Raw genomic sequence first — 24488 nt, forward strand, 5'->3', positions numbered from 1 at the left:
AGAGTTTGATGAGGTTTTAACAATGGCTGAACGTCTGAATAACGACTTCCAGTTCATCGATGTCGGGCGCAAGGATCCGAAGAAGAAACTGTTGCGTCAACGCAAGAAAGAGTTCGTGGAAATCTACGAACCGTTCAAACCCCAGCAGTCGGCCGACCAGGCCCACCGCTGCCTGGGTTGTGGCAACCCGTATTGCGAATGGAAGTGCCCGGTGCACAACTTCATTCCGAACTGGCTGAAGCTGGTGGCCGAGGGCAACATCCTCCAGGCTGCCGAGCTGTCGCACCAGACCAACACCCTGCCGGAAGTCTGCGGCCGGGTGTGCCCGCAGGATCGTCTGTGCGAGGGGGCCTGCACCCTCAACGACGGCTTCGGTGCGGTGACCATCGGTTCGGTCGAGAAGTACATCACCGACACCGCATTCGCCATGGGCTGGCGCCCGGACATGTCCAAGGTCAAACCGACCGGCAAGCGTGTCGCGATCATCGGCGCAGGCCCGGCGGGCCTCGGTTGTGCCGATGTGCTGGTGCGCGGTGGCGTGACCCCGGTGGTGTTCGACAAGAACCCGGAAATCGGCGGTCTGCTGACCTTCGGCATCCCCGAGTTCAAGCTCGAGAAGACCGTGCTGAGCAATCGCCGCGAAGTCTTCACCGGCATGGGCATCGAGTTCCGCCTCAACACCGAGGTCGGCAAGGACGTGACCATGGAGCAACTGCTCGCCGAATACGATGCCGTGTTCATGGGCATGGGCACCTACACCTACATGAAGGGCGGTTTTGCCGGTGAGGACCTGCCGGGCGTTTATGACGCGCTGGATTTCCTGATCGCCAACGTCAACCGCAACCTGGGCTTTGAAAAGTCGCCGGAAGATTTCGTCGACATGAAAGGCAAGAAGGTCGTGGTGCTGGGCGGTGGCGACACGGCGATGGACTGCAACCGCACGTCGATCCGCCAGGGCGCCAAGTCGGTGACCTGCGCCTATCGTCGTGACGAAGCGAACATGCCCGGCTCGCGCAAAGAGGTGAAAAACGCCAAGGAAGAAGGCGTGAAGTTCCTCTATAACCGCCAGCCGATCGCCATCGTTGGTGAAGACAGGGTCGAAGGCGTGAAAGTGGTCGAGACCCGTCTCGGCGAACCGGACGCCCGTGGCCGTCGCAGCCCCGAGCCGATCCCGGGCTCCGAAGAGATCATCCCGGCCGACGCCGTGGTCATCGCCTTCGGTTTCCGCCCGAGCCCGGCGCCGTGGTTCGAACAGTTCGAAATCCAGACCGATAGCCAGGGCCGCGTCGTTGCGCCCGAGCAAGGTCAGTACAAGCACCAGACCAGCAACCCGAAAATCTTCGCCGGTGGCGACATGGTGCGCGGTTCCGACCTGGTGGTGACGGCGATCTTCGAAGGCCGCAATGCGGCGGAAGGGATCCTGGATTACCTGGGCGTCTAACCGCGATCCCGAGCTGAAATGCAGTAAACCTGTGGGAGCGGGCTTGCTCGCGAAGAGGGAGTGTCAGTCGACAGATTTGTTGTCTGACACACCGAATTCGCGAGCAAGCCCGCTCCCACATTCGTTTCAGGGTGTTGCTGATAGCGCATTTCCTGCGCGACAAATTGACCCGATAGACAAAAGGCTGACCTGCATCCGTGCCTTTTGCGTCGCGCTCTGAGAAAATGCCCGCACTTTTTTTCCGGATGCCGACATGACTGCCCTGAAGAACGACCGTTTCCTCCGCGCCCTGCTCAAGCAACCCGTAGACGTCACCCCTGTGTGGATGATGCGCCAGGCCGGCCGCTACCTGCCGGAATACCGCGCCAGTCGTGCCCAGGCCGGTGATTTCATGAGCCTGTGCATGAATCCGGAATTCGCCTGCGAAGTCACGCTGCAACCGCTGGACCGCTATCCGCAACTGGACGCGGCGATCCTGTTCTCCGACATCCTCACCATTCCCGATGCCATGGGCCAGGGCTTGTACTTCGAGACCGGTGAAGGTCCGCGCTTCAAGAAAGTCGTCAGCACCCTGGCCGACATCGAAGCCCTGCCGATCCCGGATCCGCACAAAGACCTCGGTTACGTGATGGACGCGGTCAGCACCATCCGCCGCGAACTGAACGGCCGTGTGCCGCTGATCGGTTTCTCCGGCAGCCCTTGGACCCTCGCCACGTACATGGTCGAAGGCGGCTCGTCGAAAGACTTCCGCAAGACCAAGGCGATGCTCTACGACAACCCGCAAGCCATGCACCTGCTGCTGGACAAGCTGGCGCAGTCGGTGACCTCGTACCTCAATGGCCAGATCAAGGCCGGCGCGCAAGCGGTGCAGATCTTCGATACCTGGGGCGGCAACCTGTCGGCGGCGGCGTACCAAGAGTTCTCCCTGGCCTACATGAAGAAAATCGTCAGCGGCCTGATCCGCGAGCACGACGGTCGCAAGGTGCCGGTGATCCTCTTCACCAAGAACGGCGGCCTGTGGCTGGAAAGCATCGCCGACGCCGGCGCTGACGCACTGGGCCTGGACTGGACCTGCGACATCGGCAACGCCCGCGCTCGCGTCGGCGACAAGGTCGCCCTGCAAGGCAACATGGACCCGACCGTGCTGTACGCCAAGCCTGAAGCGATCCGCACCGAAGTCGGGCGCATCCTCGCCAGCTACGGCAAAGGCAGCGGCCACGTGTTCAACCTCGGCCACGGCATCACGCCGGAAGTCGATCCGGAACACGCCGGCGCGTTCCTGCGCGCGGTGCACGAGTTGTCGGCGCAGTATCACGAGTGATCGGCGCTCAGCTCTAATGTTAGAAAACAAAAACGCCCGGCTTATGCCGGGCGTTTTTTGTGGGCGTGAATCAAGCTTTGACGCCACCCAGCGGCGGCAGCTTCGCCAGCTTCAACGCCACCAACAGCGCCACCAGCAGCAGCGCGCCGATAAACAGGCCAATCCCGTTCCACCCGGCCATGTGCCAGAACACCCCGCCCGCCGTCCCGGCGATGCTCGACCCGGCGTAATAGCTGAACAGGTACAGCGACGACGCCTGGCCCTTGGCCTTGAGCGCCCGACGGCCGATCCAGCTGCTGGCCACCGAGTGTGCGGCGAAGAAACCGAAAGTGAAGATCAGCATGCCGATGATCACCAGTGGCAGCGGGGTGAGCATCGTCAGCGCGAGGCCGGCGAACATCAGGGCGATGGTGGCCCACAGCACTTTGCGGCGACCCAGTTTGTCGGCCAGCGAACCGATTTTGGCCGAGCTGTAGATACCCGACAGGTAGACCACCGACAACAGCCCCACAAACACTTGATCCATGTGGTACGGCTCGGCGAGCAGGCGATATCCGATGTAGTTGAACAGCGTGACGAACGCGCCCATCAGCACGAACGCCTCAAGGAACAGCAGCGGCAGGCCTGCATCACGAAAGTGCATGGTGAAACCATCGAGCAGGCTGCGTGGATGCAGCGAGCGGGAGCGGAAGTTGCGCGACTCCGGCAGGATTTTCCAGAACACCGCCGCCGCGATCAGCGCCAGACCGCCGATCACCAGCATCGCCGTGTGCCAGCTGACGAAGTCGATCAGTACGCCGGTGATCAACCGCCCGCTCATGCCGCCAATCGCGTTGCCGCCGATATACAGGCCCATCGCCAGACCGATGTGTTGCGGATGGATTTCCTCGCTCAGGTAAGTCATTGCGACCGCCGCCAGACCGCTGAGCGACAACCCGATCAGCGCACGCATGATCAGCACACCGTGCCAGCTCGGCATTATCGAACTGGCGATGGTGCACAGGGCTGCAGCAAACAGCGCGGCGACCATCACCGGTTTACGCCCGACCCGATCGGAAATCGGGCCGGTGATCAGCAGACCGAACGCCAGCATGCCGGTGGCCACCGACAGGATCAGGCTGCTCTGCGCCGCGTTGATCGAATATTCGTGAGACAGCAGCGGCATCATCGGCTGCACGCAGTACAGCAGGGCGAACGTCGCGAAGCCGCCGCTGAACAGCGCAAGTACCGTGCGCATGAACGCGGGCGTGCCTTTCTCGATGTAGATCTCTTGCAGTTCGGTCAGCACATCGTCCGCCGCAGCGGGCGGGACTTCATGGGCCAGTGGAGCGACGGCGGTTTTCACATCAGACCTCGGAGGGCGCGGGCAGGCAGGCAATGAAAAAATCATATAGCTGGCTAATGTTTCTATCCAATATATTGTTCGACCTGTTTGATAGCTTTAACGACTTAATGGGGTGTCCATGGAATTGCGTCACTTGCGCTACTTCATCGCCGTCGCCGAAGAACTGCACTTCGGCCGCGCCGCACAGGTGCTGGGCATCTCCCAGCCACCGCTGAGCCAGCAGATTCAGGCGCTGGAACAGGAAGTCGGCGCACGGCTTTTCGAGCGTACCAATCGTCGGGTTGAACTGAGCGAAGCCGGGCGACTGTTTCTGGAGGAAGCGCGGCTGGTGCTGGCCCAGGTCGATAAAGCGGCCGACGTGGCCCGCCGTGCGCAACTCGGCGAGCTGGGTGAACTGAAGATCGGCTTCACCTCGTCGGCACCGTTCAACTCGACCATTCCCCAGGCGATCTTTTCCTTTCGCCAGCGTTTCCCGGCCGTGCACCTGAACCTGCGGGAGATGAGCAGCACCATGGTGGCCGACGCACTGGTGGACGAGTCGATCGAGGTCGGCATCATGCGCCCGCTGGGTTTGCCTGATTCGCTGAGCGTGGTCGAGTTGACGCGCGAGCCTCTGGTGGCGGTGCTCAGTTCCAAGCATCCTCTGGCCCAAGGCAGTGAGGAAGGTCTGTTTCTCTCGGCGTTGGCTCTGGAGCCGTTCGTGTTCTTCCCACGCAGCTATGGCAGCGGTCTGTACTCGCAATTGATCAGCCTGGCCCGTGACGCCGGGTTCAGTCCGCACTTCGCCCAAGAAGCGGGGGAGGCGATGACGATCATCGGCCTGGTGGCGGCGGGCCTGGGCGTCTCGGTCATGCCGGCCTCGTATCAGCGGATGCGCATTGACGGCGTGGTCTACCGACCGCTGCTCGATCCCGAGGCCGTGACGGCGGTGTGGCTGGTGCAGCGCAAGGATCAGAAATCGCCGATGGCCAAGGCCTTTGTCGAGCTGCTCACGCGCAAGGTCGAAGCCGGTTGATCAGGGCAGCCGCACCAGATCGCCCTTCAACGCCACCCGCGTCACAAACACCCCGGCCCGACATTCGTATGTGTTCAGATCCTTGCGCACATGCTGGTCGTAATAGCTGACGATGTTGGTCACCGCATTGGCGCCGACGCGCTTGGCCTCGGCCTGCAGCGCAATCAGGTTCGACTGCAACACCCACTCGCAGGAGTCGTGATCGCTTTTGTTGAAACCGTTGGTCTTCAAGTCGCTGACCACCCCGCGCTTCAACAACTGCGGTGTGCCCTGGGGCCCGTTGCCGATCAGATAAAACTTCACACTGCCATCCAGCCGCCCGGCACGAATCGCATCCGACAGCACGGTTTCGAACGGCATGTACATCAGATTGGTGGCGTGGCTGGCACTGGGGAGCAGGCTGAAAAGGGCGGCGGCGATCAGGGCTTTTGCTTGCATGGTCATCTCCTTGACGTAACGCGCAGTAAATCATGGGTATGACGAGTGTAGACGCCATATATCGCGCACTGTCAGGCGAGGTAAATCCCGAGTTTGGAACGATCCTGAAAGTCATGAAAGCGCTGGGGCTGAAGTTGCATGCCAGCACATGAGCTGAACGACGAAGGGCGCCCTTCGTCGTTTCCGGCAGTTACTGAACCGTCGCCAGATCACCCTTCAAGGCAACGCCGGCCATGATCGCACCCGCGTGGCACTCGTAGTTCTTCGCATCCTTGCGCTCGTTGCTCTTGTAGAAGCTGACGATGTTGGTCACGGCGTTGGCGCCGGCGTTTTTCGCCGCCTGGTGCAGGCTGATGATGGCCGATTGCACGACCCACTCGCAGGCTTCCTGGTCGGACTTGTTGAAGGCGTTGGTCTTCTTGTTGGTCACCGCGCCAGGGCTGACGACGCTGACTTTGCCGGCCGGGGCGTTCCCCGCCAGATAGAACTTCACGCTGCCGTCGATCTTGCCGGTACGGGTTGCTTCTGCGACCGCCTTGTCGAACGGCAGGTACACCGCCGTGTCACGGGCCTGGCTGACGGCTGGCAGCGCGCAGATGAGCAGGGCGGCAGCGAGTTTGTTCAAACGCATGGAGGTCTCCTTGACCTGGATTAATTCGGTGGCGTCCAGCGGCGGAAGATCAGCGAGGTGTTGACCCCGCCAAACGCGAAGTTGTTGTTCATCACGTAGTCGTGGTGCATCTGGCGGAATTCGCCGCGCAGGTAGTCGAGCTTGCCGCAGTGCGGATCGACCTCGTCGAGGTTGAGCGTGTGCACGTACAAGTCACGGTTGAGCATTTCGATGCTGAACCATGACTCCAGCGCACCGCAGGCACCCAGGGTGTGACCGAGGAAGCTTTTCTGCGAGCTGATCGGCATGTGTTCGCCGAACAGACTGCTGGTCGCCAGGGTTTCGGCGATATCGCCCTGTTCGGTGGCGGTGCCGTGACCGTTCACGTAACCGATGGCGTCGGGTTCCAGACTGGCGTCTTCAAGCGCCAGCTCCATGGCGCGGCGCATGGTGATCTGTTCCGGCCGGGTCGTGTGCTGGCCGTCGGCATTGCTGCCGAAACCGACGATTTCGGCGTGAATGTGCGCACCGCGCGCGAGGGCGTGTTCGAGCTCTTCGAGCACCAGCATGCCGCCGCCTTCACCGATCACCAGACCATCGCGGCCCTTGTCGTACGGGCGTGGCGAGGTTTGCGGCGCATCGTTTTTCAGGCTGGTGGCATACAGCGCGTCGAACACCATGGCCTCGGTCGGACACAGCTCTTCGGCACCACCGGCGAGCATCATCGGCAGGCGGCCGAACTTGATCGCCTCGTAGGCGTAACCGATGCCCTGGCTGCCGCTGGTACAGGCGCTGGAGGTCGGGATCAGGCGGCCGGTGAGGCCGAAGAAGATGCTGATGTTCGCCGCGGTGGTGTGCGGCATCATCCGCACATAGGAGTTGGCGTTCAGGCCTTCGGCCACCGAGTTCAGCAGCATGTTGCCGAACGCCTTGATCTCGTCGGTGCTGCCGGTGGACGAGCCGCAGGCCACGCCCATGCGCCCGTCCTTGATCGATTCGTCGCCCAGCAGGCCGGCATCGGCCAGTGCCTTTTCGGCAGCGCCGACGGCCAGCCGCGAAACCCGACCCATGCTGCGCAGTTGCTTGCGGGTCCAGTGCGCCGGCACCAGAAAATCATCGATCGGCCCGGCCAGTCGGGTGTTGAGTTCGCTGAAACGATCCCACTCGTCCATCCGGCGGATGCCACTGCGGTTGGCCGCAAAATTGCCGGCGATGGTGTCCCAGTCGCTGCCCAGCGAGGTAATGCCGGCCATGCCGGTGACGACAACGCGCTTCATCAGCACAAGCCTCCGTTGACCGCCAGGACCTGGCGGGTGATGTACGACGCTTCCGCCGACATCAGGAAATTCACCGCACCGGCCACCTCTTCAGGGGTGCCCATGCGTTGTGCCGGGATCATTTTCATCAGTTCTTCCACTGGCACGTTTTCGTCGAGCATGGCCGTGTCGATCAGGCCCGGCGCGACACAGTTGACTGTAATTTTGCGCTTGGCCAGTTCGATCGCCAACGCTTTTGCGGCGCCGATCACGCCGGCCTTCGAAGCGCTGTAGTTGACCTGGCCACGGTTGCCGATCAACCCCGAGACCGAGGTGATGCAAACGATGCGACCGGCGGCGCGGCGGCGGATCATCGGCATCATCACCGGGTGCAGGACGTTGTAGAAACCGTCGAGGTTGGTACGCAATACCACGTCCCAGTCGTCATCGCTCAGGGCCGGAAACGCGCCGTCGCGGGTCAGACCGGCGTTCAGCACCACGCCGTAATAGGCGCCGTGAGTTTCGACGTCGGCTTCGAGGATGGCTTTGCAGGTTTCGCGCTCAGCCACGTCGAATTGCAGGATGCGCGCATGGCGGCCCAAGGCTTCGATTTCGGCCTGCACGGCTTGTGCGTCGCTCAAGCCACTGCGGCAATGCACGACGATATCGTGGCCGGCCCTGGCCAGACGCAGTGCGATGGCGCGGCCGATGCCACGGCTGGAGCCGGTGACCAGTACGGATTCAGTCATCGTTCGACTCCCTGGATTGTTGAAGATATTGGTCGGCCTGCGGCGGGCGGAACACGTTCAGCCGGGCGCTGGCTTCGATGCCGGGCGCATTGATGTGGCATTCGAACACGCCCATGCCGTTGTCGTCTTCCAGCGAGCGAATGCCGTGGATGGTCAGCTCGCTGCCGACCGGGAACGCTTCGACATTGCACTCGAACTTGCGGGTGCCGAGCAGAAAGCCCAGCTCCACTGCGTTGCCTTTCTGCCGTGCATGGCAGCCGGCGAATGCAGCGACGCTCTGCGCCATCAATTCGACGCCGACCCATGCCGGCAGGCTGCCGTCGGGCAGGTTGAACGGGCCATCGGGCTTGACCGTGAGGGTGGTGTGGATCTGCTCGTCGTCGAAGCCGAGGATCCGGTCGATCAGAATCATGTCGCCAGCGTGGGGCAGCAATTCGGCGAGCGGCCAGTCATTCATGGTGCATCTCCGATAATCAGGCTGACGTTATTGCCACCGAAGGCAAACGAATTGCTCATCAGGTAGCGGGGTGCAATGGACGCCAGGCGCTCGCTCGCGGTCACCCACTTCAGCGCTGGCAGGTCGGGGTCGGCCTGGCCGTCCCAGACGTGGGGCGGCAAGGCGCGGTCGGGGTTGTCGGCACTCAGGCTCAGCCAGCAGAACGCGGCCTCCAGCGCTCCGGCAGCCCCGAGGGTGTGGCCGGTCATGGGTTTGGTCGAGGAACAGGCCACGCCCTGCGGGAACAGGGTGGCAACGGCCAGGCTTTCCATGGCGTCGTTGTGTTGGGTGGCGGTGCCGTGCAGGTTCAGGTAACTGATTTGCGCGGCTTGCAGTTGTGCGCGATCCAGCGCCTGTTGCATGGCTTGCAACGCGCCGCGACCCGACGGTTCCGGCGCGGAAATGTGGTGCGCGTCGGAACTGGCGCCGGCGCCCAGCAGGGCAATGGCCGGGCCGTCGCCGCGCTGTCTGCTCATCACGAACAGCACCGCCGCCTCGCCGATGTTGATGCCGTTGCGGTTGGCGGAGAACGGATTGCAACGCTGGTCGGATACCGCTTCCAGCGACGAGAAGCCGTTGAGGGTCAGTTTGCAAAGACTGTCGACACCACCGCACAGCACCGCATCGCACAGCCCCAGATCCAGCAGGCGTCGTGCACTCATCAAGGCCCGGGCGCTGGAGGTGCACGCGGTGGAAATCACGTAGGCCGGGCCGCTCAGTTGCAGCCAGTCGGCGAGGAAGGTCGCCGGGGCGCCGAGTTCCTGTTGCCGATAGTCGTAATCGGCCGGGAACTGCTGGTCGCGAATGTAATGCGCCAGACCCCGGCTGGCCTCGTCGATGCCCGAAGTGCTGGTGCCGAGCACCACACCGATACGCTCCGGGCCGTAGGCCTGAATGGCGGCGTCGATGTCGTCGCGAATCTGCAACGCGGCTTCCAGCAGCAGCTGATTGTTGCGGCTTTTGTGCGCGGCCATCTGCGGCGGAATGAGCGCCAGATCACCGCGCACGGCGGCCACCGGCAGCTCGCGCTCCGGCACCCAGCCAGCCTCGTGGCGTATGCCCGAGCAATTGCCGGCGAACAGGTGGTGTGCGATTTGCTGCTTGTCACGGCCCAGGGCACAGATCACGCCGAGGGCGTTGAGGTAGGCGGTCATGGCGTCGATTCACCTAAGGGAGACACGCGATAGTGCGGGCCTTGTGGCAGATTCAATTCGAAGCTCGACGGTTGTGAATATCGGATGTTCCAGCGTGCCGGCAGGGAACGTTGCCCGTCGTGTTGTTGCGCCGCGGGGTAATTGCGCGACAGCTCGCCGGCAGGTGTCAGGGCGAACAACAGCGCGGCGAACAACTCCCGGGCCTCCGGATTCGGCGGCAGCAGGCCGTCAGCCTGCCAGCGTCCGTCGATCAGTTGCTGACGGGCCTGGGGGATGCCCAGCGGATCCATCATCGACCAGCGGATGCCCGGGCCCTCGCGCTGGATCACCAGCAACCAGTCCTGACGCTGTCCGGCTTGCTGGCGCTCGATGTGCAGTTGCAGCGGCAAGGGCAGCGTAGGGTTATCCACAGGCAGCGGCGCCTGGCTGGCGCAAGCGGTCAGCAGCAGGACGCAGGCGAGCAGCAGAACACGCAGCATCAGACGACCTCTTCCAGCGGTTTGCGCGCCACGACATTGACCAGGGTTTCTTCACGCTGGCCAAACGGCTTCGGTTTGCGCAGGCCAAAACGTTCCAGCAGGCCAAAATCCTTTGCACGGCTCCACCACAGGTACGGATAGGAAACATTCCGCTCGGCGAACTCGAATCCCTGCTGGCGGATCATCTCCAGATATTGCGCCGCACTCTTCTGCACGTGCATCGGATGACGGAACAACCAGCGGATGACCCACGTATCAATGTATGCCTCGGTGGACTCGGCGAACAGCAGATAACCTCCGGGTTTGAGCACCCGGTAGAACTCGGCCAAGGCTTTTTCCTGTTCCACGAGGTGATGAAAGGTCTGGTGACAGAACAGCAGGTCGACGCTCGCATCCGGGACATTGAGTGTCGCGCAGTCGCTGCCGATCAGCTCGACGGCAAACCCCTGGCGCGCTGCTTCGGCGGCGCTCAATTCCAGGCTGTGCGGGTCGGCATCGACGCCGATCAAACGTTGTGGCGCGAAGGTCTGGCGCAGGTGGCCGAACGACTTGCCCTGACCGCATCCCGCATCCAGCAGCACCGGACTGGCCGGCAGCGATTCGCTGAACAACCCGCGCAAGTCGTTGATCGCCACGCGCAGCACATGGTGCTGCCAGGTGTGGCTGCGCAGGAACCAGAAGCCGAAACGGGTTTCCTCGACGTAGCTGTCGCTCAAGTAATTCATGGGGCGTCCTTTGCACAGAGTTCGGAGATCATCTTCAGCCGGCGACGCGCTTCGCTGACGAACGGGTTGCGTTCGTCCCAGGCGTAACCGGCGAGGATCGAGCAGATCATGCGACGGATTTGCGCCGAGCCTTGCTCGTGGAAAATCACGTCCTGGAAGGTGCCGGCGTACCAGCCCTCGACATAGCAGCGGAAGGTATCGACGCCGCGCTTGAGCGGTTCGGCGAACTCGCTTTGCCAATCCACGGTTTCGCCCTGCAACTGCCGATGCAGCACGCCGGCGGCCATACTCGCCGAGCGCATGGCGATGGTCACGCCGGAAGAAAACACCGGATCGAGAAACTCCGCCGCGTTGCCCAGCAGCGCGAAACCTGGGCCGTGCAGGGTTTTGACGTTGGCTGCATAACCGCCAAGGGTACGCGCCGGGGTGTCCCACACGGCGTTGTTCAGCACTTTGGCCAGACTCGGGGTTTCAGCGATGAAACCACGCAGGCAGGCATCGAGATCGGCATCGCGACCGTTGAAATGTTCAGCGGCAGCGACAACGCCCACCGAGCAGCGACCGTTGCTGAACGGGATTGTCCAGAACCAGATGTCGCGATGCTGCGGGTGGGTGGTGACGAGGATTTTCTCGCGGTCGAAGGCCGGGTGGTCGATGTGATCTTCGACATGGGTGAACACGGCCTGGCGCACCGGGAAATTCGACGGTGCTTCCAGATCGAGCAAGCGAGACAGCACCCGGCCGTAGCCGCTGGCATCGAGCACGAAAACAGCCTCGACACGGTACTCGCTGCCGTCTTCGCGACGCACATCGAGTTGCGGACGCGGACGCTCGAAGTCGACGCTGACAATGGCGTCGCCATAACGGATTTCCACGCCTTGCAACGCTGCCTGATCGGCCAGCAGTTTGTCGAAGTCGGCGCGTTGTACCTGGAAGGTGGTCGGTTTGCCGCCGGTGAATGTATCGCCGAAATCGAACGCGCTGTAGTGCTCGCCCCAGGCAAATGCCGCGCCGGTCTTGCGCTGGAACCCGGCGGCGTTCACGGCGTCGAGCATTCCCGCTTCTTCGACGAAATCCAGGCAATGACTGAGCAGGCTTTCGCCAATGGAAAACCGCGGAAAATGCTGGCGCTCGATGACCAGCACGTCGTGCCCCTTGCGCTTGAGCAACGCGGCGGCGATGGCGCCCGACGGGCCGGCGCCGATGATCACGACCTGACGGGATTCCATTTCAACGATTGGCACGGGAGCTCCCGGGTACGGCAATAGGGTTCAGTGACCTGCGGTGCAGGCCGATGAAGGCCGGCAACAGCGTCGCGATCAGCCCCATCAGCATCAGCGCAAAGTACAGCGCCGGGCTGATGATCTGTTGTTGCAACAGCAGGTTGAGAAAAACGATTTCGCTCAAGCCGCGAATGTTCAGCAGCACGCTTTCGCGCCAGCGACTGGCGCCTTCGAACGAGGCGCCGGCCCAGCCAAGACCCAGCCAGTTGCCGAGCAGTTTGCTGGCGATCGGCAACAGCAGCAGTGCTGTCCATTGCACAACGCCGAGGCTGGCGAGGGCGCTGTGCACATCGATCTGCACAATGCCGAACGTCAGGATCAGCGGGATCGCAATCGACGTCTGCAAACGGTTCATCCAGCGTGTCGGCAGCGGCAACACCAACGGCACCTTCAGTGCGGCCATGCACAGCAGGTAGCCGATGCCGAAAATCAGTGCATTGAGCTTGTAGTGCTCGGCCAGCACCAACAGCGCAAAAAAAACCAGGCTGTAAGTCAGCGGCCGGCGGATGTCGAACACCCTAAGCAGCAATGGCACACAGGCCAGCCCCAGCGGCAGCAACAGACTGCTCAGGTGCAGGCTGCCCTGGGCGAGGCCGAACAGGGTCCAGCAGGTCAGGTCGATCAGGATCGCGGTCTGCACCAGACGCCGGGTGGCGGCGGGCGGGTAGTCGATGTGGCGCAGGTACAGGTACAACACCGGGATCGCGGTGATGGCGAACACCAGACCGATCGCCAACGAGGTGATCCATGGTTGCGCTGGCAGCAGCCAGTACGTCGTTGCGAGTCCGCAGGCGAACGGCACGGCGAAACTCGGCACGGCGATTTTCACGCTCTGGCGATCCAGGCGCAGGTCGATCACGTCGCTGAGAATGTGCCCCAGCAACAGCGCAAAACTCAGGCTGTAGAGATTCTTCAGCCAGGCCGGCGCAATCAGGTCGGCGCCGCTGAGCTGCCAGCCCGGTTCGATCCAGAAATACATCAACAGCGGCAGCACGAAGCTGGCCAGCAGCAACTGGCTGACAATCGGAATCAACCCGAAATGCCGGCCGACGCGGGTGGCCACGGCGAACAACGCCAGCGCCATCAGCCAGAAGCCCGCGACTATCATGCTGCCGGCTCCGCGACTGTCGCCGCATGAGCATGACGCCCGGCCCAGGGTGCGAGCATGAAACTGAAGGCCAGCCCGAGGCTCACCGACAACCCGAAATTGCTCACCGCCGGCGTACTTGACACTGCCAGCAGGCCGAACGACAGCCAGGTCGTCAGCGCCGCCAGCAAAGTACCGAGCAGACTGACCGCCGCGCCGCCGACCTGTTCGCGCATGAGGATCGCGTAATCGACGCTGATAGCGGTCACCAGCAGCAGGCCGAACAGACTGAACAGCGTCAGCGGCTGACCGAGCCAGCCGAGGCTGGCCAGACTGCAGAGCGCCGCGAGCAGCGGCAGGGAAACGATGCGCAACGCGCCGCCAAGGCCGAACGGCAGGATCAGCACCAGCACGATCAGCACGCAGGAGGCGAGTTTCAGTTCGGCGGCGCTGATCTGGGTTTCGGCAAATACCCGGTTCAGGTCACCGAGTCGATCCACCAGCTCCACGCCGGGCAAGTCCAGTGCCTGCACCCGCAGCAGTGCCGGGTTGTTCAGGCCTTGCAGGCTGACCATCGCCGCCACACCGCCCTCGGTCGGGCCGAGCCACAAGGTGCGGTAAGGCTCGCCGAGAGGGCCGACGAGTGCGGCATCGATGTCTTCGGCGGGCAGGGATTGCAATTGCGTCAGTTCGGTTTGCAGGGCTGCCAGCGGTACGCCGACTTCAAGCAGCGGCTGCCAGAACTGCGGCAACTTGTTCAGGGCTTCGCGCACCTGTTGCTGCTGGCTGGGCGGACTGACCAATTGGTTGAGCGCCAGAAAGCCCTGCAACTTGTCGAGGTTGACCAGTTGCTCCAGTCGCTCACTCAGCGCTGCCTGACGTTCCAGCAGTTGCTCCTGGTTTTCTGCGCGCACCAGGAAGAACTGGCTGGTCGGTTGATAACCGGTGATGCGGGCGATGGCCTGCGCCTCATCGGTCAGGCGCTGCGGCGCGCCGACCCACTGGCGGATGTCGTTCTTGCTTTGCAGTTGCACCAGACCGCCGGCGCAGAAGGCGATCAACAGGGCGAACAGAATCGGCGTGCGCACGTGCTCCAGCAGGGTTTCCCGAAGGTTGACCATGCGTTCGGCCAGCCGCAGCGGCCACTGCGCCGGTCGCAGCTCGACGCCGCTCAACAGCGCCGGCAGCAGGCACACCGCCGACAGGTAGGCACCCAGCAGCCCAGCGGCGGAAAACACGGCGATCTGGGTCAGGGCCGGGAACGGTGTCCAGGCCAGCGCCAGATAGCCGATGGCGCTGGTGATCAGGCTCAGGGTCAGGCCTGATACTGTCAGGCGCAGCGCCGGCCAACTGCGCCATGGCTTGAGGCTCCAGCTCTTGGACAGGTAGTGCAGCGGGTAATCCACGGCTACGCCGATCAGGCTGGAGCCGAGCACCAATGTCATCACGTGCATGTGCCCGAACAGCGCCACGCAGGCCACTGCACCGAACAGCATGCCGACCAGCACCGGGATGAACGCCAGCAGCACCCGCCAGCGGCGGAAGGCGAGCAGCAACAGCAGCAGAATGCCGACCGTGGCGCCGCCGCCGACCCAGGTCATTTCCCGGGTCGCCTGCTGCTGACCGTTGGCGGCGTACAGCAGGCCGCTGGCGGCCAGCAGTTGCACGTCGGATTTCGCCGCTTGTTCGCGGCTGTGTTGCAGCAGCGTGGCGACTTGCAGCGGCAGGCTCATGTCGAAGGCGTTGCCGGTGGTGCGTGCGCGCAGCAGCACCCAGCTCTTGCCGTCGGCATCGGCGATCAATGCACCGCTGCCGATGTCCAGTTGCACCGCGCCATGTTGCGGCTGGCTGTTCTGGATGCGTCCGGTCAGGCCCAGCCAGTCGTCCTGACTCGGTACCAGACTGAAACCGGTGAACGGATCGAACAGCGCCTGCACCCGTTGCTGGATAAAGGCGTCCGGGTGTTCAATCAGCAGTTGCCGATCATCCGCCGAGAGCATCGCCAGCCGCCCTTGCAGCAACTGCGTGCGCAGCGCGGGCAAATCGGCTTGCAGATTCCACTGGACCTTTTCGAACAGTCCGCTGGCCTGCCACTGCTCGCCCAAGGTTTGGGCCATGGCAACGGCTTGCTGGCGATCGGTGTGACCGACCAGCACCAGCATTTCCCGGTTGAGCGGATCCTGCATGCGTTGTTCGGCCCGCTGCTCGATGGCGTCCGGGTGGGTGCCGGGCACCAGCTCCATCAGGTTGGCCGACAGTGGTGCGCCGTCGCGCCACTGCCAGGCGCCCAGTGCGACAACCGCCAGCAGCAGGATCAGGAACAGCCAGGGCAGCCTGCGTTCACTCGGCAAAGTCATGTTGCTCCGCGTCGCTCAACGGTTGGTCGGCGGTGCTGTCCTGCATGCGCAGCACGGTGCTGTCGCCTTGGGTTTCCATCAGTTCGATGGTATTCACCAGCGTGCCGCCGGTGATGTTGATCTGATTGAAAACCTGCTTGAGCAGCACCGAGCGCGGGGTCAGTGTCAGATGCCATTGCTGCGCATCGCCGCTCAGGGCCAGTTCGAAATCCCGTTGCAGACCGCTGCTGTCGCCTTGCAGCACGGCGAGGAACAAACGGTTCTGCTCGGCGCCGGCACTCTTGCCGGGCAACAGTTGCCAACCGTTTACGTCACGACGGGCGATGCCTTTGGCGCTGATGCGGTAATCCTGCTGCAACGGGGTTTTCAGCAGCCAGAGCAGGCCGTGGTTTTTCGCCAGCACGAAGCTGCCCTTGCTGATCAGCGGCTGGGGCAGGGCGCGCAGGTGCTTTTCCTGGATGAACTGGCCGTGGATCACGTCCGGCTTCGCCAGTTGATCGCTCAACTGTTGCAGGTCGAAGGCGTTGGCCAGCGATGACAGCGTCAGCAGCGCCAGGACCCCAAGGGATTTCACGAACACATTCATCGCAGCATCCTTTCCACGGCATCGGTGAAGACTTTCGGCGAGGCCAGTTGCATCTCGCGGCTGCTCACCTCGACGGCGACCTGTACGGAGCTGGCGCGGGTCAGGCGTTCGCCGGTCCGGGCGTCGGTGATCAGGTAGTGAATCTTCAGGCGGTTTTCCCATTCCACCAGACTGGCGCGCACGTTCAGCCGCTGACCGAACACCGCGCCGCGCACGTAGCGCAATTGCAGGTCGATCACCGGCCAGGCGTAGCCCGAGTCGACCATCTGGTTGTAGTTGTGGCCGATCTTGTCGAGCAACGCGCAGCGCGCCACTTCCAGGTATTTCACGTAATGGCCGTGCCAGACGACGTGCATGGTGTCGACGTCAAAGAACGGCACGAGGATTTCCGTATCGGCGTGAAGCACTCCGGCGCTACGCATGCAGCCTCCAGTGTTGTTCGGCGATGCGTTGCAGGCACAGGCGCAGTTCGCCTTCCAGCGCGCGGTCTTCGATCACTGGCGGGAAGTCTTGGGCCAGCTCTTCGTGCATGGCGGCCAGGGACGGTGGCAGCGCTCGCGCGTCCTCATCACGGCTGCGCAGCCACACACCCTGATTGGCCGCGAGCAAGGTGGCGGCGGCGACCTGTTCGGTCAGCTCCAGCACACGAATGGCGTCGCGGGCGGCGATGGTGCCCATGCTCACCTTGTCCTGGTTGTGGCACTCGGTAGAGCGCGAGAACACGCTGGCGGGCATGGTGTTTTTCAACGCTTCGGCGGTCCAGGCGCTGGCACCGATCTGCACAGCCTTGAAGCCGTGGTTGAGCATCGCCCGATCAGCGCTGGCGCCAGACAGGTTGCTCGGCAAACCGTGGTTGTAACGCTCGTCCACCAGCAGCGCGAGTTGTCGGTCGAGCAGGTCGGCGACGTTGGCCACGAGGTTTTTCAGGCTGTCCATGGCGAACGCGATATGCCCGCCATAGAAGTGCCCGCCGTGCAGCACGCGTTCGGCTTCGGCGTCGATGATCGGATTGTCGTTGGCGCTGTTGAGTTCGGTCTCGATGAACGAGCGCAGCCAGTTCAGGCTGTCGGCCAATACGCCGAGCACATGCGGTGCGCAGCGCAGCGAGTAGCGATCCTGCAAGCGGTGCAGCGGCGCGGTCGGCGCGTCGATCGCCAGATCCTTGCGCAGCCACGCGGCCACCTGCATCTGACCCGGATGCGGTTTGGCGGCGAACAGGCGCTCGTCGAAGTGCTCCGGATTGCCTTGCAGCGCCACCACGTTCAACGCGGTGATGCGGGTGGCCAGTTGCAGCAGGTAATCGGCGCGGGCGTAAGCCAGGCAAGCGAGGCCGGTCATCACGGCGGTGCCGTTCATCAGTGCCAGCGCTTCTTTCGGGCGCAGCACCAGCGGGGTCCAGCCCAGTTCACGATGCACATCGGCGGACTGGCGGCGCTGACCTTGGAACATCACTTCACGCTCGCCGGACAGGGTCGCGGCGACGTAGGACAGCGGCGTCAGATCGCCGCTGGCGCCCACCGAACCCTCTTCGGGGATCAGCGGCAGGATGTCGTGTTCAAGAAACGCATGCAGGCGCTCCAGCAGTTCGATGCGCACCCCGGACACGCCGTGGCACAGCGACTGCAAACGCGCCGCCAGCACCGCGCGGGTAGCCTGGGCGTCGAGCAGTTTGCCCAGCCCGCAGCCATGGAACGTGTAGAGATGCTGTGGCAATGCTTCGACGTGATGCAGCGGCACCGCAACCACGCAGGAGTCGCCGTAACCGGTGGTCACGCCGTAAATCACGCCTTCCTTGTCCAGCAGCGAGTCGAGGAACCGCGCACCTTTGGCGATGCGCTCACGGTAGTCGGCGTCGCTCTGCAACTGCACGGGCGCCTGACGATTGGCCAGGGCCAGCACGTCTTCGATGCGCAAAGGGCGTTCGCCGAAGGTTACCGGCTCATGGGTTGGCGTCGTCATCGGTCTTCCAGAAAGGGTAAAAGTTGAACCATTGCTTCGGTGCTTCAAGACAATAGTGACTCAGGCGTTCGGCGTAGCGGGTCGCCCACTGATGAATGACCTGTTCGCGATCGCGGCGCGTCCACGTCACGGCATCGGTGAACGGCTCGAGGGTCAGGCGATAGTGTCCGTCAGGTTGCTTGAGGCACATCAGCAGATTGACCGGGCATTTCAGCAGGCCGGCCAGCAGCCACGGGCCTTGCGGGAACCGCGCCGGATGGCCGAGGAAGTCCACGGTCACGCTGCGCCCGCCGTGCAGCGGCACCCGGTCGCCGGCAATCGCCAGCCATTCGCCGCGCTCCAGGCGTTCGTGCAGTTGCAGCATGATCACCGGGTCCAGCTCGCTGACCTGGATCAGCCGCAGATTGGTCGCCCCGGCTTCACCCAGCAGCCGATTGAATTGTTCGGCGTGCTTGGTGTGCACCAACACATTCATGGTGACCTTTTCGCCGATCTCCGCCAGCGCCCGGCAGACTTCGAGGTTGCCCAGATGCGCGCCCACCAGCATTTGCCCGCGACTGCCACGCAACTGATTGCGCAACAGCGCGGGGTCGATGATTTCGATCTGTTCGATGCGCAACTTGCGGTTCCACACGTCGAGCTTGTCGAGCAGTGAATCGGCAAACGCCATGAACTGGCCGAACACGCGCCACAGGCTTGGGCGCAATTCGTCGCGACCGCTCCAGTCGGCCAGGCGCTGCTGATACTGCCAGGCACTGCGCCGGGCCGTGCGGCCGAACAGGAAAAAGTACAGGACGATGCCGTACAACAGCGGGCTCAGCAGGCGTCGGCCAAGAACCCTGGCGGCGAACGCGGTGAATTTCATCAGCACAAAGCTGCCGCGTTCTTCGCGGTCGGCCCAGTGCTTCTTGTCGGTTTCGACGGTCATGCGCGCCACCGTCGCCAGAGGATGGCGGGCGAGCGCAGCAACATGCCGAAGAACAGGCGCGTGTGCATGCTCGAAATCAGCACGTTGTCATGGAACATCCGAAAGTGCGACACGCCGTCCAGCGGGTAATGCACGCCGGTTTGCAGCCAACGCATCGGCTGGTTGCGCCAGGACAGGCGCACGAGGATGTCCGAGTCGAAATCCATGCGCTTGCCGATCCGGGCCGAGTCGATCAGCGCCAGGGTCGGCTCCAGCGGATACACCCGGAAACCGCACATCGAGTCGCGGATCTGCAGCGACAGGGTGTTGATCCACACCATCACGTGAGTCAGGTAGCGGGCGTACAGGCGACCCTTGGGCACGCTGGCGTCGTACAGTGGATAACCGCAAATCAGCGCTCGCGGATGGGCGCGGGATTCTTCGACGAAACGGCTGACGTCCTGCAAGTCGTGCTGACCGTCGGCATCGACCTGCAAGGCGTGGCTGAAGCCCAGTCGCGCTGCTTCACGCAGGCCGGTCATCACCGCGCCGCCCTTGCCCTGATTGGTGGTGAGGCGCACCAGATACACCCGCTCGCGTTCGGCCAGCACATCCAGCACGGCTGCGCAGGATTTGCTGCTGGCGTCGTCCACCAGAATGCACGGCAAGCCTTGGGCGAGCAGGGCGTCGACCACCGTGGAGATCGCGGTTTCGTGGTTGTAGACCGGAATGACTGCGCAAGGATTATGCATTGACAGTCCCCAGCAGAATCCGCCCGCTGGAGCAGGTCGCGGTGTCGTTGCGGTAGGCGAAATACAGCTTGCCGCGTTCGGGGTCAAAGCGCAGGTGCAACTGGATTTCATCGCCTGGGCGCACGAGTTGCTGGAACTTCAGCACTTCCATCCCGGCGAATGCACCGGACAGGTTCAGCAGTTTCCGACCCAGGTTCAGCGCCCACTCGACCTGCACCACGCCGGGCAGTACCGGGGCCTTGGGGAAGTGGCCGCTGAAGTAAGCGAGGTCTGGCGGCACGCTCAGTTGCAGGCTCCACTCGCCCTCGGTTTCGGTCTGTTCCAGAACCTCCGGAGCCTTCGGACGCGGCGCCAGCAGCAAGGCTTCGACCTCGGCCTGGGGCAGCTTGCCCTGAGGGTTCAGCGGCAGTTGTCGCAACAGGCGCCAGCGCCGGGGCAGGGCGAGGGCTTCGCAATGTTCGCCGAGGTGACGGCGCAGGGTTTCGGTGAGGCTGCGCCGGCCATGTTCGCGCAGGGCAAACAGGCCGGATTCGCTGAGCACCAGCAAGGCGCCGAGGGACGCACGGTTTTCCTGTACTACGCCCAGACGCGCTTCGCTGACCCAGTCGTGGGCCACCAGCGCCTGTTCAAGCATCGGCAGGGAAATACGTTTTTCTTCGAGTTTGACGATCCGGTCGAGTCGCCCGAGCAGTTCGAAGCGACCATCGGCAGCAATGCGTGCCGCATCGGCGGTGTGTTCGACGTGTCCGGCGGGCAGGTACGGTGACGCGATCAGCAGTGCGCCGTCGCCGTCCTGGCTCAGCTCGACACCGGCAAACGGCTGCCACAGCTGTTGGCCCTGACGCCAGGCGATGCCGCCGGTCTCCGAGCTGCCGAGGATCTCCGTCGGCCACTGCTGCAGGCGCTGGTGCAGACTCTGCGCGGCATCTGCCGGCAGCGCGCCACCGGAGGAAAACACCCGGCGCACGGCGCTCAGGGCCGGCCAGTCGAGGTTGTCGCCCATGCGCTTGAGCAGTGCCGGGCTGGCCACCCAGGCGAAGGCCGGGTGTTCGCGGCTGGCGCGCTGCAGGTCTTCGGGAAAGGCCAGTTGTTTGCGCAGGAACGGGCGCCCGGCGCACAGCGGCCACAACACACGGAACAACAGGCCGTAAATGTGTTGGGTGGCGACGCTGCCGATGATACAGGCCTCGCCGAGATCCACTCCCCACAGTTGCTCCAGGGCTTGGACTTCGTTGGCCAGTTGCCGCAGGGATTTGTCGATGCGCTTGGGTTCACCGCTGGAGCCGGAGGTGCACAGACTCAGGCGGCACTGGTCGAGATCCAGTTCGGCGCCCGTCAGTGCGGTGTGCTGCAAGTCGCTCAGGTTCGCGTCGTCTGCGTGATCGGTCAGCCACAGGTCGACTTCGCCTGACCAGCGCTGGCGGGTCTGCGCCTGCAGATCCGAAGGCAGCAACACGCTGGCGCCCGCTCGCCAGGCACCCAGCAGGGCGATCGCCAGTTCCGCGGCATCGTCCAGGTGCACGGCCAGGCGTTGCACGCCTTTGGCCTGCAGGCCGGCGGCCAGGCGCAGGGCCTGCTCGCGCAGATGTCCGTGATCGACTGCCGGCGCGACAGTGACTGCGCGTCCCGGCAGATCCTTGAGCAACAGTTGCTCAAGTCTTATCCAGTTCATGGGCGACCTCTTACCCGTTGTCGTACCAGCCATTCAATGGCAAACATCAGGCCGATCAATCCGTAGGAGATCAGGCCGGTGTACAACATCCACCAGTGCAGCGGCGCCCAAAGGGTCAGCAGCGCGGCGCACAGACCGTTGCAGAAGAAAAACACGCTCCAGGCCACGGTGACCTGGCGGGTGTAGCGGATCGCTTCGGGCGGCAACTGCGGCTCGCGAATCCGCGCCAGGCGTTCAACCATCGGCGGCCCGTATTTCAGGCTCAGACTGAACAGCACCAGCATGAAACCGCTGATCAGCACCGGATACCAGCGCAGCAACAGCGGGCTGTCGAACAGCGCCAGCAGCAGGCAGAACACGATGGCCACGCAGGCCATCCACAGGCTGCCGGGCTTGCGCTCGCCGGTCAGCGCGCGGGCCAGCCACAGGCTGCCCAGCAGCAGACCGAACTGCCACGGCGCAAAGTGCTCCATGCCGAAGTACACCGCAAAGGGATAAAGCAGGCCCGCCAGCAGCAGGCCGAGGCCGATCAGTCGGCTCATGCGGCCGGTTGAACCAGACGGTAGACCGCCTCGACCACGTCACTGACGGTACGCACCGACTTGAATTCCTCGGCGGCGATTTTCTTGCCGGTCTGGCGTTTGATGTGGTCGATCAGGTCGACGGCGTCGATGCTGTCGATTTCCAGGTCCTGATACAGGTTCGATTCCAGGCTCACGCGAGCCGGGTCCAGTTCGAACAGCTCGACCAGGGCATCGCGCAGGGTGTTGAAAATGTCGTCACGAGTTTGCATGGTCCGGTCTCAAGCTGCCTGTTTTGCCGTGACGAACGCCGCGAGGCTCGCCACGTTGGTGAAATGGTTGCGGGTGTCCTTGGCGTCGGCGTCGATCTTGATGCCGTACTTTTTCTGGATCGCCAGGCCGAGTTCCAGTGCGTCGACGGAATCCAGGCCCAGGCCCTCGCCAAACAGCGTCTGATTGTCGCCGATGTCGTCGACGCTGATGTCTTCGAGGCCCAGGGCGTCGATGATCAGCAGTTTTATCTCACGGTGCAGATCGCTCATCTTCGGCGAGCTCCTTGATAAAAAAATGGTGCAGAAAGTCGTTGAGCTTGCGCGAGGCCTGCGGTGCAGGGCCCTGCGCGACAAACGTCTGTGGGTCTATATCGGCCCCGACGCGAAAACTGAAATGAACACGGCGGCTGGGGATGCGGTACCAGGGTTCAGCTTTGGTCAGAGTGGTCGGACTGACCTTGATGATGACCGGTGTGAGGATTTTCGCACCCCGCAGTGCAATGGCCGCCGCGCCCCGATGAAAGGCCGGTGCCTGTCCGGGCTGGGTGCGGGTGCCTTCGGGAAAAATGATCAGGGTCTGGCCGTCTCGAAGTGCGTCGGCGGCGGCATCGAGCATGTCCATGCTGCCGTCGTTGCTGATGTATTCGGTGCTGCGCAGCGGGCCGCGGGTGAAAGGGTTTTCCCACAGGCTTTTCTTCACCACGCAATTGGCGTGGCGTACCAGACCGATCAGAAACACCACATCGATGAGCGACGGGTGGTTGGCGATGATCATCTGCCCCGGGCGGCCAAGGCGTTCGGCGCCCTGGATGTCATAGGTCAGCACACCGGTACGGGCCATGAACCGGACGAAAAACCAGAACAGCCGACTGACGGTCTGCCGCGCCCGCTCCCGATGGGCTTTCGCGTTGCCAGGCAGGCAGCCCAGCAGCGGAAACACCAGCAAACGCAGGCACAGCCCACCGAGCCCGAACAGGGCAAAGCTGAGGGCGGTGGCCAGCAAGCGCCAGTAATAGGCGTCGCGGTGCTTTTCGGTCACGGGTTGCGTTGCCAGGTCCATACACGATTTTTCCAGGCATGTTGGCAAAGGGGTTGCTGGCCGAGCAGGGTTTGCAACAGGCTCAATGCATGGGGCCATTGCGCTTTGGACAGTGCCGGCGGGGCGCTGTTCAGGGTCAGCCGCCAGTCGGTACCGGGGGTCAGCAGCAAGCCAACCGCGTATGGGAACGGCACGTCATCGATCCAGGCCGAATAGGCCGCGGGAGGTTGTTCTTCGGTGATCACCAGCAGTACGGCCGGGGCGCCTTCGTCCAACAGCGCGGCGGCCTCCAGCATGCCGTGTTCGAGGCCGTCGCCGGCGGCGGCAAGGGCCGTCATCTCGCTGGTTTCTCCGCGCATGATCGACCAAAGACCGATGATCGCGTTGTGTACGGAGAGGCTGAACTGAGTCGGTGACAGCGGCTGCTCGCTGGCCAGATCACTGAGAATATCGAACGTACGCGGGGTTTCACCGTGGCGTGAAATGAACACCAGCGGCAGGTTTTCCCGCCCCTCGGCCAACGGCCAGCCAACACTGAAGGCCATGCGCGCCAGGCGACTGAGACGGCGTCGCTGCATGGCCGCAAGAAACGACACATCGGGCGCGGCATCGCTGCTCGGGAGCACGACCGGTTGTCGGCTCCAGGCCTGCCAGGCGTCCACGCTGTCGAGCCCGGGAGCCCACGCGCGCCATTGGGCGATGTTGAAGTTGATCACGGACATTCATCCCGCCCCTGCGGGCTAAAGTGACGCTGTTTTGCCAGCGTCGCAGTTGCGCTGACCCTGCCGGAAGTGGCGTGGCGCTTGGCCCCGAGTGGTGCGCATTATCCCGGTGTGACGAGTGTGTAGCAAATGCTGGTTACATTTTGCGCGCTGAAATGGACCGAAGGGTACATTGTAAAAAATGTCACTTGGCCATTATCCAGAACACGCCGGTTTTTTCTGTCAGGCGGATCAGCAGTCCGTTGCAGTCTTTGCGCCGTGTTCATTGAGATATTGGCGTCTGACTCTGTAGTCCGCGTCCA

At 63.2% G+C, this 24488-nt stretch carries 26 protein-coding genes and 1 pseudogene; 4 read left to right on the forward strand and 23 right to left on the reverse strand.

The genetic code is table 11. From position 1 onward, the window contains the following. Positions 1 to 22 precede the first annotated feature (22 nt). A complete protein-coding gene (locus tag J5M72_RS23395; protein ID WP_169428512.1) occupies positions 23 to 1441 on the forward strand; it encodes an FAD-dependent oxidoreductase in 1419 nt (472 codons plus the stop codon). Positions 1442 to 1694: 253 nt separating this feature from the next. Further along, positions 1695 to 2762 carry a uroporphyrinogen decarboxylase gene (gene hemE, locus J5M72_RS23400; protein ID WP_169428513.1) on the forward strand — a complete coding sequence of 356 codons (1068 nt, stop codon included), beginning with the start codon at positions 1695 to 1697 and terminating at the stop codon, positions 2760 to 2762. A gap of 70 nt (positions 2763 to 2832) precedes the next feature. Here hemE and J5M72_RS23405 read toward each other — a convergent pair whose 3' ends face one another. Continuing rightward, positions 2833 to 4107: an MFS transporter gene (locus J5M72_RS23405; protein ID WP_207867230.1), complete on the reverse strand. Its 1275-nt coding sequence runs from the start codon at positions 4105 to 4107 to the stop codon at positions 2833 to 2835. A 118-nt stretch (positions 4108 to 4225) separates the two neighbouring features. Here J5M72_RS23405 and J5M72_RS23410 point away from each other — a divergent pair, with 118 nt between their 5' ends. Then, complete coding sequence (locus J5M72_RS23410) at positions 4226 to 5122, forward strand: LysR family transcriptional regulator (protein WP_207867231.1); 897 nt, start codon at positions 4226 to 4228, stop codon at positions 5120 to 5122. Here J5M72_RS23410 and J5M72_RS23415 read toward each other — a convergent pair whose 3' ends face one another. Further along, positions 5123 to 5560, reverse strand: coding sequence for an excinuclease (locus J5M72_RS23415; protein WP_207867232.1), 438 nt, complete (start codon positions 5558 to 5560; stop codon positions 5123 to 5125). Between the two features lie 50 nt (positions 5561 to 5610). Between J5M72_RS23415 and J5M72_RS29025 the strand changes: the two are divergent. Continuing rightward, positions 5611 to 5712 (forward strand): annotated as a pseudogene (locus J5M72_RS29025) (transcriptional regulator); the annotation flags it as partial. 38 nt (positions 5713 to 5750) lie between these two features. Here J5M72_RS29025 and J5M72_RS23420 read toward each other — a convergent pair. From J5M72_RS23420 to J5M72_RS23520, 21 genes are read right to left on the reverse strand one after another with little or no spacing between them, the layout of a single operon-like run. Continuing rightward, positions 5751 to 6191 (reverse strand): excinuclease, encoded by a 441-nt coding sequence (locus J5M72_RS23420; RefSeq protein WP_169428517.1) that lies wholly within the window; start codon positions 6189 to 6191, stop codon positions 5751 to 5753. 20 nt (positions 6192 to 6211) lie between these two features. Further along, complete coding sequence (locus J5M72_RS23425) at positions 6212 to 7447, reverse strand: beta-ketoacyl-ACP synthase (protein WP_207867233.1); 1236 nt, start codon at positions 7445 to 7447, stop codon at positions 6212 to 6214. Next, positions 7447 to 8175 (reverse strand): 3-oxoacyl-ACP reductase FabG, encoded by a 729-nt coding sequence (gene fabG / locus J5M72_RS23430; protein ID WP_169428519.1) that lies wholly within the window; start codon positions 8173 to 8175, stop codon positions 7447 to 7449. Before fabG ends, J5M72_RS23425 begins: the two co-directional genes overlap by 1 nt. Further along, entirely contained in the window at positions 8168 to 8632 is a 465-nt protein-coding gene (locus J5M72_RS23435) for a hotdog family protein (protein ID WP_207867234.1), read from the reverse strand. Before J5M72_RS23435 ends, fabG begins: the two co-directional genes overlap by 8 nt. After that, entirely contained in the window at positions 8629 to 9825 is a 1197-nt protein-coding gene (locus J5M72_RS23440; protein ID WP_207867235.1) for a beta-ketoacyl-[acyl-carrier-protein] synthase family protein, read from the reverse strand. The genes J5M72_RS23435 and J5M72_RS23440 overlap by 4 nt, the downstream gene beginning before the upstream one ends. Then, on the reverse strand, positions 9822 to 10304 hold the full coding sequence (locus tag J5M72_RS23445; RefSeq protein ID WP_169428522.1) for a hypothetical protein: 483 nt from the start codon (positions 10302 to 10304) through the stop codon (positions 9822 to 9824). The genes J5M72_RS23440 and J5M72_RS23445 overlap by 4 nt, the downstream gene beginning before the upstream one ends. Then, complete coding sequence (locus J5M72_RS23450; RefSeq protein WP_169428523.1) at positions 10304 to 11029, reverse strand: class I SAM-dependent methyltransferase; 726 nt, start codon at positions 11027 to 11029, stop codon at positions 10304 to 10306. The genes J5M72_RS23445 and J5M72_RS23450 overlap by 1 nt, the downstream gene beginning before the upstream one ends. Beyond that, complete coding sequence (locus J5M72_RS23455; RefSeq protein WP_207867236.1) at positions 11026 to 12273, reverse strand: NAD(P)/FAD-dependent oxidoreductase; 1248 nt, start codon at positions 12271 to 12273, stop codon at positions 11026 to 11028. Before J5M72_RS23455 ends, J5M72_RS23450 begins: the two co-directional genes overlap by 4 nt. After that, complete coding sequence (locus tag J5M72_RS23460; RefSeq protein ID WP_207867237.1) at positions 12260 to 13420, reverse strand: sodium:proton antiporter; 1161 nt, start codon at positions 13418 to 13420, stop codon at positions 12260 to 12262. The genes J5M72_RS23455 and J5M72_RS23460 overlap by 14 nt, the downstream gene beginning before the upstream one ends. Then, positions 13417 to 15756 (reverse strand): MMPL family transporter, encoded by a 2340-nt coding sequence (locus tag J5M72_RS23465; protein ID WP_207867238.1) that lies wholly within the window; start codon positions 15754 to 15756, stop codon positions 13417 to 13419. The genes J5M72_RS23460 and J5M72_RS23465 overlap by 4 nt, the downstream gene beginning before the upstream one ends. Then, complete coding sequence (locus tag J5M72_RS23470; protein WP_207867239.1) at positions 15740 to 16342, reverse strand: outer membrane lipoprotein carrier protein LolA; 603 nt, start codon at positions 16340 to 16342, stop codon at positions 15740 to 15742. Before J5M72_RS23470 ends, J5M72_RS23465 begins: the two co-directional genes overlap by 17 nt. After that, positions 16339 to 16764: an acyl-CoA thioesterase gene (locus tag J5M72_RS23475; RefSeq protein ID WP_169428528.1), complete on the reverse strand. Its 426-nt coding sequence runs from the start codon at positions 16762 to 16764 to the stop codon at positions 16339 to 16341. The genes J5M72_RS23470 and J5M72_RS23475 overlap by 4 nt, the downstream gene beginning before the upstream one ends. Further along, positions 16757 to 18301: an aromatic amino acid ammonia-lyase gene (locus J5M72_RS23480; protein WP_207867240.1), complete on the reverse strand. Its 1545-nt coding sequence runs from the start codon at positions 18299 to 18301 to the stop codon at positions 16757 to 16759. The genes J5M72_RS23475 and J5M72_RS23480 overlap by 8 nt, the downstream gene beginning before the upstream one ends. Then, entirely contained in the window at positions 18282 to 19229 is a 948-nt protein-coding gene (locus tag J5M72_RS23485; protein ID WP_207867241.1) for a glycosyl transferase, read from the reverse strand. Before J5M72_RS23485 ends, J5M72_RS23480 begins: the two co-directional genes overlap by 20 nt. Beyond that, positions 19226 to 19960 carry a glycosyltransferase family 2 protein gene (locus J5M72_RS23490; RefSeq protein ID WP_207867242.1) on the reverse strand — a complete coding sequence of 245 codons (735 nt, stop codon included), beginning with the start codon at positions 19958 to 19960 and terminating at the stop codon, positions 19226 to 19228. Before J5M72_RS23490 ends, J5M72_RS23485 begins: the two co-directional genes overlap by 4 nt. Continuing rightward, positions 19953 to 21632 (reverse strand): acyl-CoA synthetase family protein, encoded by a 1680-nt coding sequence (locus J5M72_RS23495; RefSeq protein ID WP_207867243.1) that lies wholly within the window; start codon positions 21630 to 21632, stop codon positions 19953 to 19955. Before J5M72_RS23495 ends, J5M72_RS23490 begins: the two co-directional genes overlap by 8 nt. Beyond that, positions 21629 to 22174 (reverse strand): hypothetical protein, encoded by a 546-nt coding sequence (locus tag J5M72_RS23500; RefSeq protein ID WP_169428533.1) that lies wholly within the window; start codon positions 22172 to 22174, stop codon positions 21629 to 21631. The genes J5M72_RS23495 and J5M72_RS23500 overlap by 4 nt, the downstream gene beginning before the upstream one ends. Next, the gene (locus J5M72_RS23505) at positions 22171 to 22425 is read right to left on the reverse strand and encodes an acyl carrier protein (RefSeq protein ID WP_007947135.1); all 255 of its coding nucleotides are present in this window, start codon (positions 22423 to 22425) and stop codon (positions 22171 to 22173) included. Before J5M72_RS23505 ends, J5M72_RS23500 begins: the two co-directional genes overlap by 4 nt. Before the next feature lie 9 nt (positions 22426 to 22434). Beyond that, on the reverse strand, positions 22435 to 22695 hold the full coding sequence (locus J5M72_RS23510) for a phosphopantetheine-binding protein (RefSeq protein WP_169428534.1): 261 nt from the start codon (positions 22693 to 22695) through the stop codon (positions 22435 to 22437). Beyond that, positions 22676 to 23485 carry a lysophospholipid acyltransferase family protein gene (locus J5M72_RS23515; RefSeq protein ID WP_207867244.1) on the reverse strand — a complete coding sequence of 270 codons (810 nt, stop codon included), beginning with the start codon at positions 23483 to 23485 and terminating at the stop codon, positions 22676 to 22678. The genes J5M72_RS23510 and J5M72_RS23515 overlap by 20 nt, the downstream gene beginning before the upstream one ends. Continuing rightward, positions 23461 to 24186: a beta-ketoacyl synthase chain length factor gene (locus J5M72_RS23520; protein WP_207867245.1), complete on the reverse strand. Its 726-nt coding sequence runs from the start codon at positions 24184 to 24186 to the stop codon at positions 23461 to 23463. Before J5M72_RS23520 ends, J5M72_RS23515 begins: the two co-directional genes overlap by 25 nt. Positions 24187 to 24488 lie beyond the last annotated feature (302 nt).

This window comes from Pseudomonas sp. 58(2021), from assembly GCF_017491585.1.
Classification (GTDB): domain Bacteria; phylum Pseudomonadota; class Gammaproteobacteria; order Pseudomonadales; family Pseudomonadaceae; genus Aquipseudomonas; species Aquipseudomonas fluorescens_BT.